Below are 12,714 nucleotides of genomic sequence, written 5' to 3' on the forward strand. Positions count from 1 at the left end.
TTAGTTAACAAATAGCTTTCTTGAAAGAAAAGAGTATCGTATAGATACTCTTCAATATATTTCGTTAGGACATAGGTTCCTATAAGCTTTACATTTTATTTTTTATAGGAGCTTCGACATTGGAAAATGCTTGCACCATATCGGGTAAGCGTTTCCCTCGAATTTCAATTTTAGCGATGGAATCGTTCAGTTCAGCTAATTCACTTGCTGAAAAATGAACATTAACAGCACCAATATTTTGTAGCATATGCCCTTTATGTGTTGTTCCAGGAATTGGCACAATCCATGGCTTTTGCGCCATTAACCATGCGAGTGCGACTTGTGCAGGAGTAGCAGACTTTTGTAATGCCCATTTTTTTAATAACGCGACAAGTGCAAGATTGTGTGTCAAATTCTCAGGAGCAAATCTAGATTCAGTACTTCTAAAGTCTCCAGCGGCAAATCGTGTATTTTCATCGATCCACCCCGTAAGAAATTGAACACCTAGAGGACTCCATGGAACAAAACCAATGCCAAGTTCTTCGCAAGTTCGGATTACTTCATTTTCTGGTCCGCGCCAAAGCATAGAGTATTCACTTTGTACAGCTGTAACGGGCAGCTCCGCATGAGCACGTCTCAGTGTTTGAAGTCCCATCTCTGAAAGTCCCCAATGAAGAACTTTTCCTTCAGTCATCAAATCCTTAACAGCTCCTGCAACATCTTCTATAGGAATTGCAGGATCAACTCTATGTTGATAGAGTAAATCAATACGATCTGTCCTAAGGCGTTTTAACATACCTTCAACAACCTGTTTTATATGTTTTGGATGGCTATTGAGCCCGGGTAAACGCTTACCCGTTTCTTGGTCTATGTTCCAGCCAAACTTCGTTGCGATACTTATTTTATCTCTAAAAGGGGCTACGCCTTCACCAAGAATTCGTTCGACTTCAAACGGTCCATAGGCTTCTGCCGCATCAAAGAAAGTAACACCATTGTCAAAAGCTGTTTGAATAACATCAATCATTTCTGGTTTATATGGCACAGAAGTATCATATTTACGGCTCATGTTCTGAACCCCCAAGCCAAGACTGGAAACTTCAAGTGAGCCTAATTTTCGTCGTCCTAACAATGAACTTTGTGGTGATATAGCACTATTGGCTACTTTCATTGTTTTTTCTTGCGCTAAGGCTGGAATGCCAGAAAGTAGTGTCGCAGTAGCAACACTAGATCCGGTAACTAAAAACTGACGTCTACTCATAGTGTTATCATTATGCATGTTTTTCCTTTTTAAAATTTATTTTCTTGTGTTATTTGATTTTCAAAATTTTTACAAACTCTTTTCAAACACCTCTCTGTCCCAACCACCACCAAGTGATTTGTAAAGTGAAACACCTGAAATACATTTTGCATCAATTTTATGTATTTTTATTACTCCAAGCTATTTCTAGCCCATCCAACTCTTCTTCTATGCGATGAAATGCATCATCACCAATCTCTTCACTGGCACGCATCGTTACGATTATTTTTCTAGCTGATTGGATAACGTGTTGTAACTGTGCATATTGTGTGTTGTCAAAATCTGTATCAATTTTGAAAAATGTAACAAATTTTTGGCGGATTTCATCAGCCGAAGGAGAATGATCATTTTTAAGCTCTGCTAATACTGAATGTAAAATCGCTTTACGAGCAATGCCTACTTCTCGACTTATGTGATTATCGTCATGGAAATTGAAGATTTTTATCAATGGTTTAAGAGTAAGCCCTTGAATGACAAGCGTACCAAACACAACAGCAAATGTTACTAAAAGAATGAGGTCGCGATATGGAAACTCCGAAGGTAATGCCATAGCCGCAGATAAGGAAACAATACCGCGCATACCCGCCCAAGAAATAACAATACCACCTTGAATTGTAGCTCCTACCATGGGACGTGGAGAATTAAAACCTATTTGACGTTCCCTCCATCTAGCGAATAAATTAAAAGGCATGTGCAAAAGAGGTCGCACTATAATAACAGTGAAGAGTACAACAATCGCAATAATCAAATAGTGTGTACGATCCGCTTCAATCAAGTTCCCCAAGATAGGTCTCATTTGTAAACCAATAAAAATAAACGCAAAAATATTCAGAGCAAAAACAACCGTTTGCCACACAACATTTGTTGAAATACGTGTTTCAGCAGAAATCTTACATGGAGCTGTACGTGCCATAGCAATGGCATAAGATACGGTCGTGAGTACCGCAGACAACCCAAGATCTTCCGCAAGAATCCATATCCCAATAGCACATATAAATTGAAGGATAATGGCAGTTGGAATATGCTCTATATGCTCCATCACACGCAAAGTCAACCACCCAAATACAAGACCCGCAATCAGACTACCTGCTACTGCTAGTAAAAAAACAGGTGCCACTTCAGACGCGGTAAAACTATTTGCTACGATGGCACCCACGGCTAAGCGGTAAATTAAAAGCGAGCTGGCATCGTTTAATAGACTTTCTCCTTCAAGGACTGTCAAGATACGATGCGGTGTATGTAACGGTCGAAGTACCGCTGTTGCAGCTACCGCATCGGGTGGTGCCACGATTGCACCAAGCGCAATTGCTACAGCCCATGGCATTGATGGGACCATTGCGTGAACGACAAACGCAACTGCCATTGTTGTAATACCAACGGCAAATATAACCAAACACATCACAGGAAACCAATTATCTTTAAGATCTCTAAGTGAAGAATCATAGGCTGCATCCAATAAAACGGGTGCTACGAAAAGTGCCAAAATAAGTTCAGGAGGAAGAGATAACATCGGTGCTCCAGGCAAAAATGCAAGTGCCGCACCGCCAAGCGCAAGAAAAACAGGATAAGGCGCTCCCACACGCCTTGCAAGTGCCGCAAGTATAACTGCCGCGATGAATAAACCAAGAAATTGTTCCAATTCTCTCATACGATACTACTCTCTTTCACGCATATTGATTATTTCAAGCCCTTAAATCTTATATCTACTCATAATATTTGCTTATTCACCTGCTGGAAAATCCGTCGATGCGGCAAGCTCTTTTTGAGCTTCAAAGGCACTCAGACGTTTTTTCAATGTTGCAATCGTACCCTCCAATGCTTGAGAACCTAACACCATACGCAAAGGAGCTGGCTCAATATCAACACTTTCAATAATACGCGTTGCCATACGTGCAGGGTCCCCTGGTGCCAAACCATTTGCAGGATCTAGCATCTTTAAAAATGCATGCGCTGGTGTTGCATCATACTCAGGCATTAGGGTAGCTACTTGTGCACTGCCGTAACGAAACTCGGTGCGTGCACCTCCTGGTTCAATAATTGTCATACCGATTCCAAAAGAAGCTACCTCTTGGGCAACCGATTCAACAAAACCTTCAATACCCCATTTAGTCGCGTGATAAAGCGAATTGCCTGCAAAAGCAACTTGTCCACCATACGATGAAATCTGAATTACACGACCACCGCCTTGTGCTCTAAGATGAGGAAGGGCTGAGCGAATCAATTGAATGGAGCCTGTTAGATTGGTAGCAATCATATGTGTAACTTGGGCATCAGTGAGTTCTTCACTAGCACCAAATAAGCCATACCCTGCATTACTAATGACCACATCAATACGTCCAAACCGTGCAAATGATTGGTTAACCATTTCATGTACTGCCTTTGTATCGGTCACATCCAATATTTCAACTTTAAAAGTCTCTGGATAACGCTTGATAAGATCATCAATTTTCTTTGTATCGCGTACTGTACCGATAACACGATCGCCACGTTCAAGAAGTTGTTGACTAAGCTCGCGACCAAAACCACTGCTAACACCTGTAATAAGCCAAGTACGTTGTGCCATCTTTTTCTCCTATGCATATATTAAAATTCAACAGATACATTGTCATCTATTCTCTCTGCTGTATGGAAGATTCTTACATTGATTTCCCAGTAAATAAGCAACTATTACATAGTATAAAAAGTCACTGCAAAATCAACCATTGTATAAATATTCAGTTTATTAGAGTACGACTAACCCCTTGCATAAATTAATTTATGCAAGAGAAATTTAAAGATTCTGCTTCATTGATAGTTTTTTGCGCTTCTTCTGGAAGTAAAAAACCATCATGAACATTTGCATTCACAACCGCTTTCACTCTTGATACAAAATTATCGTGATTGCCATAACGTTTGCAAAATTCTTGTTTTGTAAAGTCAACATGATTACCAGATGGTCCACAAAACCAAGGTCCTTGCCCAATACCTGCATTTGTTGCAATCGGTGCATCTTGTGCTGCAGTACGAATTCCGCCAAGTACCTGGCCATTTACATCACGAACATATTTATTTTGTGCATCAACAATAAATCGTGGTGCATTTTTAGGAGCTTTACCCCCTGAAATCCATCTATTGAGTGATTTTAGTGCAGCTTTCATAATATCACCATTTGGTACACGACTGTATATCGTTGCAGGAGTACAAGGACCATTTTTTGCTGTAATTTCAGATAAATTTAACGCTTTACCATGTGCATCACGAAAAGCTCCGTCACGTTTCATAAATGGATCTACATAATTTTCTACTTCATCCAAAGAAAAATGAGATGCACCATTTACTTCCCACCAACGTTGATGATCTGTGTCTTCTTGTGATGGGTATCCCATTAATGCTGTAAAGATTTCAGTTCCGATAGCAATCGTTTTAGCATCTATATCAGTACGCAACAACCCACTTCTATCATAAAAGAGAAAACCATCATAGACATGATGCAAAGGCTGAATACTATTATAGTAGGTTGAAACCTTTAGCGTTGATTGAGATTCAGCGGCTGCAATAACTTTTTTGACCTTTAAATTTCCCATAATTTCAGGTGCACTTGATGATGCCATCTGTCCTATTTGAGAAAAAATATCCCAAGCTAAGACGTCTGCACCTACTGCCATAATTTGAGGATCTGCAGGGTCAATTTCACTTCCATCAACTGGGTCGATATTAGAAACCGCAACATTAAGGGCATCATAACGTTTTGGATTCCACTTTTTCATTGCTTCAACACCATGTCTTTGAGCACTTATTCCAATCCACGCATAGCCCTCTCTAACAACTAATTCTCTCGTAGCGCCAAATACAAAATCAACATCTTGATCCAAGCTGACATTGAGCCATTCTATGATAACAGTACCGTTAAATTTAGCGGGGTTGTTGGGTTTTCTTACAAGAATTCTTGTTGTATAGGGATATCCTGAATCAATGAATTGGGCGTCCTTCATTTTATCTTTTATACGATACCTGCTTGCTTTACCTTGAATAAAATATTCTTTTTCTTCATAATCATAGTTGTTCAAAGGCATTGCCGTTGCACTCATAGGCGTAGCTATTGCAGGCGGTATTAAGACAGTTGGTTTTGAATTTTCCTCCAAACCCATATTTTTCATATTTCCTGCACATCCAGTCATGATGAGCGCAAGCATTGAAAATAGAATCCAATGCATAATATTTGTCTTTTTTACGGGTATTTTCATGTAAATCCTTCTTTTCAAATTATTATTTATGTATGTTTTTTTAATGTATAGAGATAAATTGCAAGTGCGATTAATGTCGACATGACACCAAGAAGAAGTATCGAATGAATAGAAAAACTTTCAATGGTTATGCCACCCAAAAATGCACCGAGTGCAAATCCAACTTGCACAAATGAACTATTAAGGCTCAAAAGGATTGAGGCATGCGTAGGTACCATCTTAGATAAATTAAGCCCTTGTGTAGGTCCAAACATCCATATCGTTATATTCCAAATGGTAAGCATTGTAATAAAGACAGAGAGAGAACTTGAAAAAACATTCATCGCAATCAATGAAATAGCCGTTATGATGAGTGTCGCGGATAAAACGCGTGTTACACCAATTTTATCGGCAATTGTCGCTCCCGATTTTGAACCAATAACGCTTGCAATTCCAAGAATCGTAAAGATAAGTGCAAGGGTGTGCTCACTCACTTTTTCAATGGAGAATATAAGAGGGGTTATAAACGTCGTAATCGCGGAAAAAGTAATAAAGGCGAATACTGTAATACTTAAAGATAAAGCAACCCTTTTATCTTTTAAAATATACATTTGTTCTTTAAGAGAAGGCATTTTTTGAGGGGTTCTATTTTGAAATGAAAGCATCACCACAATAGAGCCTAAAAGCACTAAAACACCTACAATATAAAATATCATTTGCCAGTTATAGATATTGGCAATGATTCTACCCAGTGGAACTCCGGCAACTTGTGATAAACTAAACCCTAAGGCAATATATGACATTCCACTGCCTTGTTTTCCCTCTCCTGCCAATCGTCCAGCAACAACGTACGCAACAACAACAAATAAAATAGTTCCTATCCCTGTGATAATTCTTGCAAAGATCAATACATCATATCCTAAATTTAGAGGTGTTAAAAAAGCACCTACTAAAAAGATAAACAGTGCAATTAAAAGTTGTTTTTTTAATGAATACTTTGAAACTAAAACGGTTAAAATTGGCGTTCCAAGTCCACTTGCAAGAGCAAATACAGTGACTAATTGACCTGCACTTGAAATGGATATATCAAGTGATGTAGCAATTTTGTCTAAAACTCCAGCAATAATAAACTGTGAAGTACCGACCAAAAAGCTGATGAGCGTTAGTAAATAAATCCTCAGATAGTTAGTACTAAGCATTTTTCTCCTTATCAAATAACTTGTTTAAGCCTAAGTTGTAATTGAAAAATTATATATTTTTATCTACACTTCTTAATAGAACGATTTTGGAAATTCATTGCCTTATTCTGCAAACATAATGAAAAAGTCTTAAGATACATTGTAAAAGTCTGTATTTAGCAGTTTATTGTGGATAGCATGGGCAATTACAACATTGCCCATGTCCATCAAAACTTTATACGTTTGGTGTTTTTAATTCCACTTCATCACGCCAAGTGAAGCGAGCGAGACGTTTTGCAATAAGCCACTTTCCATCTTGACGAACATACTCATCCTTATAGATAATGCCATTGGTATTCTTGATTTTTTTACCATCAACGGTTGATATCAATACAACTTGACAATAGTGGATGGAGGAAGCTTTGTCTCCATTTACCTCTACCGTTTGTTGTCCGTTCATATGATAGACAATTTCAAAGTTGGCTAAGAATGCCGTAAAGACTTTGCCGATCTCATCACGACCACGCATCGAGGCGAAAAGTGTATCGCCAAAGTATGTATCAACAGCAGCGTCTTCAGTAAAAAGAAACATTTGATTGGCGACATCTTTGTCGTCTGCCAAATTCGCAAAATGATCAATAAGATGCTTCAATGCTGCACGATCTTCCAATTGTTGAATGCGTTGTTCTAATGTTGTGTTCATATTTTTTCCTTTTTATAATTGAAGTCCCTATTTTGGGACAAAATATTTAGGTGGCACCTCAGATTGAGAACCTCCAACTCTATATTACTACGCTTTATGGACACCCAAACTTTGATGCACCCCCAAAGTAGGTGTACTCACAAGTTTCATAACAAGATCGGCTACACTCTTGCGAGAAACCGATGCGGATGCATTTTTGAATCCCTCTCCTTTTTGAGTGGTTTCATACGAAATTTCATCTTGATTATTCAGCCAAGCAGGGCGGATAATTGTATAATCAAGTTCTGATGCTTCAATAATAGAGGCAGATTTACGGTAAGGATCTAAGATACTTCCATAATGCTCTCCTGGAACTTCATTGTAAATCCCCATAGAACTAATAAAAATTAAACGCTTAATACCTGTTTGATTCATTACTTCAACAATGGTTTTAGCCTGTGCTTCCAAATTGCCCGATAGATTGGCATAAACAATATCTTGATTATCCATTGCCAATTTTAGTGCAACCTTATCTAAAACATCACCTTCTACTAATTCTACGTTATTGTTCTGTGCGATATGTTTTAAACGTTTTGCATTACGTAAAAAAAGTGTTAACTTGACATTAGTATCTTTCAAAAGCATATCAATGGCTACACGAGCAATCTGTCCATTTGCTCCTAAAATCAAAACTCTTTTCATCTTTTTTTCCTCATATATATATTTTCACATTCACGCTTTACATGTAAAGACGTTACAGCTCTTCAGCGTGTCTTTCAAACACCTCTTTGTCCCAACCGCCACCAAGTGATTTGTAAAGAGAAACACCCGAACTCAGCAAGGCTTGTTTGGTTTGCGATGTTGCTAGTTTTGCAGAAAGAAGATTACGCTTTGCATCTAAAAGGGTTAAGTAATCGCCATAACCGCTCTCATACTGTTTTTTAGCCAATGTATAGACTTGTTCAATATTCTTCTCATAAGAGAGTTGATGCTCAAGCTTTTGAGTGAGTGTATGACGTTTATTTAAAGCATCATACGCCTCTTGAAACGCTTGTTGTACTGTCTTTGCATAAGCAATCTCTGCTAGCTCTTTATTGGCTTTGGCACTCTCAACGTTGGAGCTGGTTTTACCCATATTAAACAGTGGTGAGGCAAGGCTTCCACCAAAGCTGTTCATGGCGGATTGCGACTTCATCAGATTAGAGAGTTGTGTACTTTCAAACCCAAGTGCGCCTGAGAGACTAATACTTGGAAAGTATGCCGCACGTGCTACACCGATGTTAGCATTGGCTGCTTTGAGATTCTCTTCGGCTTGTTTGATATCAGGACGTTTGGTTAACAGTTCCGATGGTAAGTTAGACGGTACTGTTATATCACTTGGCAACACTCTTGGTAAACCATCTTTACTAAAAGCAGCAATGGCTTCAGGTGATTTACCTACAAGTACTGCCAATGCACTTTGTTGTAAAGCGATTGATTGCTCTAGGGCATCTTTGGTGATTTGAGCACTGTTTAGCTCGGCGCGTTCAGATAAAAGCGTTCCTTTAGAGATAGCTCCAAGGGTGTACTTAGACTCATTACGTTTAAGTCCTTCTTCTCTTGCTTTGATGGTCTCATTGGTAATGTCCAGTTGTTCATACAAACTAATAAGGGTAAAGTAACTGTCCACCACACTGGAAGCTAAAGAGATCTTCACCGTATCTTTAGCAGCATAGGTTGCTATAAGTGAAGATCTTGAAGAGGCTTCTGCTTCTTTATATTTGCCCCATAGGTCTAGCTCATAACTTAGCACTGCACTGAGTGAGAAGTCATTGTACGTGTTATGCGCTTTAGAGTTATACGTATCGGCACTACTTCTGATTCTTTGACCTGAACCTTGGACATCAAGGCTTGGGTAACGATTGGAGGTACTGCTGGAAAGCGTTGCTCTAGCTAAAGAGATATTTGCCATAGACGTTTGAAGGTCATAGTTATTTGCCAATGCCTCTTCAATAAGAGCTGAAAGCTTTGCATCGTGGTAACTACTCCACCATGCTGCGTCCACATACGGTGATTCACTTTTTACATCAGAGCGGTATGCTTCAGGAAACTGTGTTGTTGGGATGTTCAGCTCTGGAGAGAGCGAACATCCACTAAGCATTAAGGCTATAACAGCACTGTAATAGAGACTATTCTTCATCTTTTTTTCCTTTACGTGCAAACTTCGCATTAAGCTGCGCTAACCAGTTGTAAAAAAGTGGGATAAAGAAAATCGCAATGGTTGTTGCGGCGATCATTCCACCAATAACACCCGTACCAATCGCATGACGACTTCCTGCTCCTGCACCAGAACTAAGTGCTAGTGGTAATACACCAATGGTAAAGGCAAGTGATGTCATAACAATCGGACGGAAACGAAGACGTGCCGCTTCTAGGGTTGCATCAAAAATAGACTTACCTCTCTCTTGGGCTTGCATGGCAAACTCAACGATCAAGATGGCATTCTTTGCTGAAAGACCAATAAGGACTAACAGACCGATTTGGAAATAGATATCATTGCTAAGACCTCTAAGATAGACTGCCATAATCGCTCCAAAGACCGCGAATGGAACAGCGGTGACTACGGCAAGTGGCATTAACCATCTCTCATACTGCGCTGCTAGGATTAGGAAAATGAAGACGATTCCAAAAATGAACGCTTGGCTTCCGCTTCCAGACATGGCTTTTTCTTGGTATGCCGTTCCTGACCATGCTATTGTATAACCTGAAGGTGCTACCTCTTTTACGACCTCTTCGATAGCTTTGAGTGCATCACCTGATGTATAACCTGGGGCTGGTTCTCCCATGATTTTTGCAGCTGAGAAAAGATTGAAACGATCAACAATATCGGGACCCACAATACGTTCATAACTGACCAGCGAACTTAACGGAATAAGCTTTCCATTGTCAGACTTAACGAAAACATTTTTTAGATCTTCTGGTTTTTCTCTGAAATTGGCATCGGATTGAACATTGACTTGGTATGTACGTCCAAAAAGGTTAAAGTCATTCACATAATAAGCCCCAAATGTTGCTTGAAGTGTACTAAAGAGGTTTTGAATAGAAACACCCAGTGCCATCGCTTTTTCACGATCAACATTCATCTGATATTGAGGTACAGCCGAATCAAAGGTACTCCTAACGACCATCAATTCTGGACGTTGACGCGCTTTAGCGACCACAGCATTCACAACATTTCCTAAATCATGAAATGAACTACCTGTTCTATCTTGCAAATACATCTCAAATCCGCCCGTAAGACTGAGACCTATAATAGGAGGTGGATTGACAGTAAAAATATTGGCATCTGCAATTTTTGAAAATGCTTCATTATACTTTTTACTCAGTACCATTGAGTGGCGTGATGGATCTTTACGCTCATCCCAATCTTTTAAGAGTAAAAAGGAGGTTCCTGCATTGGACTTATTTGCACCACTACTACGATCAAATCCTGTGATTACCATCGAATACACAACATCGTCCATCTTGAGTGTGATATCGTCTAATTGATCCATAATCTCTTGTGTGCGGTTCAATGTCGCAGCGGGGGGAAGTGAAACCAAGGTAGCCAGATACCCTTTATCTTCATTAGGCACTAAACTGGTAGGGATTTTTTGAAAGAGCTGATAAGTTGTTCCCATCAGTGCCGCAAAAACAATAATACTAATGACTCCATGACGAACGACGAGACTGACACCACTCGTGAACCAGTTGGTTGAGGCATCAAAAAATTCATTGAATTTTCGTACAAACCAAAACGGTTTAGGTTCTTTCTTTTTAAGTAAAATTGCACACAAGGCAGGAGTCAACGTCAGCGCAACCAACCCAGAAATGACCACAGAGATAACAATCGTAATCGCAAACTGTTGATACATAGCACCCGTAAATCCACCCATAAACGTTACAGGAATAAAGACCGCACACAACACTAAAACGATGGCAACAACGGGACCGGTGACCTCTTGCATCGCTTTAATGGTAGCATCTTTGACGCTAATATCTTTTTCAGAGTGTAAGATACGCTCCACGTTTTCAATAACAATAATGGCATCATCGACTACGATACCAATGGCAAGCACTAAACCAAACAAGGTTAAAAGGTTAATCGAAAATCCTAAAGCATACATACCCGCAAATGAACCAATAATCGAAACAGGAATTGCAAGGACTGGGATAATCGTTGCTCTCATATTCTGTAAAAATAGATAAACAATCGCAACAACGAGTAAGAGCGCTTCTATGAGTGTTTTAACGACTTCTTGTGCGGAAACTTCAACGAATTTTGTCGTATCATAAGGCACATGGTACTCCGTATCTTCAGGAAAAGATTTAGCAATTTCTGCCATAGCAGCTTCTACTCGCTTACCAGTGGCAAGGGCATTGGCACCTGATTGTAAATAGATACCAATAGGAATACCAGGCTGTCCATTGAGCTTTCCTGAAATATCATACGACTTTGCACCAAGCTCTACTCTTGCTACATCTTTAAGGCGTAAGGTTGAACCATCCTTATTGGATTTTAGAATAATTTTTTCAAACTCATCAACTTTATCCAATCGCCCTTTGGTGCTGATTGTAAAGGTATAAGCTTGCGAACTCTCAGAAGGTGTTTGATTAAACCTTCCCGCAGCAAACTGTGCATTTTGCTGCGATACTGCATTAATAACATCAGCTGGAGTAAGATTGTATTTTGCGAGTTGGTCAGGCTTCATCCAGATACGCATCGAATAATCAAGCGTTCCAAATAAAGAAGCATCGCCCACACCTTCTACTCTTTTAAGTTCATCGATAACATTAATAAGAGCATAATTTGCAAGGTAAATCTGATCGTAACTTTGTTTGGGCGAAACGAGTGTAACCAATTTTATAATATTGGATGATCGTTTGCGTACTGTAACCCCTTGCGCTTGCACTTCAGAAGGTAGTTTATTAAGAGCTGCTTGCACACGGTTGTTCACATTAATCGTCGCTTGATCAGGATCGGTTCCGATTTTAAAATAGACATTGACAGTCAGTGTTCCTGTGGATGATGCGGTTGAGGACATATACATCATATTTTCAACACCATTGATCTGTTCTTCTATGGGAGCCGCTACCGTTTTTGAGATGGTTTCAGCATTAGCACCATTGTACGTTGTACTCACAACAACCTGAGGAGGCGTAACTTCAGGATACTCTTCAATAGGTAACCCTCGAATCGCCATTAACCCCGCAATAATCACAACAATCGACAGAACGGTTGCAAAGATGGGGCGGTTGATAAAGAATTTTGAAAACATAGCTTATTCCTTCGCTTCTGCAAGGTTAATGGCAGAACCTGGACGTATCTTTGTTAGGTTATTCGTAATAACCACATCG

9 protein-coding genes are annotated in these 12,714 nt (G+C 39.5%); all 9 read right to left on the reverse strand.

The window, feature by feature from the left end:
• Positions 1-88: 88 nt before the first annotated feature.
• Positions 89-1,255, reverse strand: a complete 1,167-nt coding sequence (locus SAR02S_RS12910; protein ID WP_084218525.1) for an aldo/keto reductase — start codon at positions 1,253-1,255, stop codon at positions 89-91.
• Between the two features lie 139 nt (positions 1,256-1,394).
• The gene (locus SAR02S_RS12915; RefSeq protein ID WP_041960377.1) at positions 1,395-2,924 is read right to left on the reverse strand and encodes a cation:proton antiporter; all 1,530 of its coding nucleotides are present in this window, start codon (positions 2,922-2,924) and stop codon (positions 1,395-1,397) included.
• 72 nt (positions 2,925-2,996) lie between these two features.
• The gene (locus SAR02S_RS12920; protein ID WP_041960379.1) at positions 2,997-3,839 is read right to left on the reverse strand and encodes an SDR family oxidoreductase; all 843 of its coding nucleotides are present in this window, start codon (positions 3,837-3,839) and stop codon (positions 2,997-2,999) included.
• 187 nt (positions 3,840-4,026) lie between these two features.
• A complete protein-coding gene (locus SAR02S_RS12925) occupies positions 4,027-5,499 on the reverse strand; it encodes an alpha/beta hydrolase domain-containing protein (protein WP_041960381.1) in 1,473 nt (490 codons plus the stop codon).
• 26 nt (positions 5,500-5,525) lie between these two features.
• The gene (locus SAR02S_RS12930; protein ID WP_041960383.1) at positions 5,526-6,677 is read right to left on the reverse strand and encodes an MFS transporter; all 1,152 of its coding nucleotides are present in this window, start codon (positions 6,675-6,677) and stop codon (positions 5,526-5,528) included.
• 214 nt (positions 6,678-6,891) lie between these two features.
• Positions 6,892-7,359: a nuclear transport factor 2 family protein gene (locus SAR02S_RS12935; protein ID WP_041960385.1), complete on the reverse strand. Its 468-nt coding sequence runs from the start codon at positions 7,357-7,359 to the stop codon at positions 6,892-6,894.
• An 87-nt stretch (positions 7,360-7,446) separates the two neighbouring features.
• Positions 7,447-8,040, reverse strand: coding sequence for an NAD(P)H-binding protein (locus SAR02S_RS12940; protein ID WP_041960387.1), 594 nt, complete (start codon positions 8,038-8,040; stop codon positions 7,447-7,449).
• Positions 8,041-8,092: 52 nt separating this feature from the next.
• A complete protein-coding gene (locus SAR02S_RS12945; RefSeq protein WP_041960389.1) occupies positions 8,093-9,517 on the reverse strand; it encodes an efflux transporter outer membrane subunit in 1,425 nt (474 codons plus the stop codon).
• The gene (locus SAR02S_RS12950) at positions 9,507-12,635 is read right to left on the reverse strand and encodes an efflux RND transporter permease subunit (RefSeq protein ID WP_041960391.1); all 3,129 of its coding nucleotides are present in this window, start codon (positions 12,633-12,635) and stop codon (positions 9,507-9,509) included. Before SAR02S_RS12950 ends, SAR02S_RS12945 begins: the two co-directional genes overlap by 11 nt.
• Positions 12,636-12,714 lie beyond the last annotated feature (79 nt).

It is taken from the genome of Sulfurospirillum arsenophilum NBRC 109478 (assembly GCF_000813345.1).
GTDB classification, from domain to species: Bacteria; Campylobacterota; Campylobacteria; order Campylobacterales; family Sulfurospirillaceae; genus Sulfurospirillum; species Sulfurospirillum arsenophilum.

Excerpts from the sequence above, each read along its gene's own strand:
- SAR02S_RS12945 (WP_041960389.1), bottom strand. The coding sequence starts at position 9,517 with ATGAAGAATAGTCTCTATTACAGTGCTGTTATAGCCTTAATGCTTAGT.
- SAR02S_RS12935 (WP_041960385.1), bottom strand. The coding sequence starts at position 7,359 with ATGAACACAACATTAGAACAACGCATTCAACAATTGGAAGATCGTGCA.
- SAR02S_RS12910 (WP_084218525.1), bottom strand. The coding sequence starts at position 1,255 with ATGCATAATGATAACACTATGAGTAGACGTCAGTTTTTAGTTACCGGA.
- SAR02S_RS12915 (WP_041960377.1), bottom strand. The coding sequence starts at position 2,924 with ATGAGAGAATTGGAACAATTTCTTGGTTTATTCATCGCGGCAGTTATA.
- SAR02S_RS12925 (WP_041960381.1), bottom strand. The coding sequence starts at position 5,499 with ATGAAAATACCCGTAAAAAAGACAAATATTATGCATTGGATTCTATTT.
- SAR02S_RS12930 (WP_041960383.1), bottom strand. The coding sequence starts at position 6,677 with ATGCTTAGTACTAACTATCTGAGGATTTATTTACTAACGCTCATCAGC.
- SAR02S_RS12950 (WP_041960391.1), bottom strand. The coding sequence starts at position 12,635 with ATGTTTTCAAAATTCTTTATCAACCGCCCCATCTTTGCAACCGTTCTG.
- SAR02S_RS12940 (WP_041960387.1), bottom strand. The coding sequence starts at position 8,040 with ATGAAAAGAGTTTTGATTTTAGGAGCAAATGGACAGATTGCTCGTGTA.
- SAR02S_RS12920 (WP_041960379.1), bottom strand. The coding sequence starts at position 3,839 with ATGGCACAACGTACTTGGCTTATTACAGGTGTTAGCAGTGGTTTTGGT.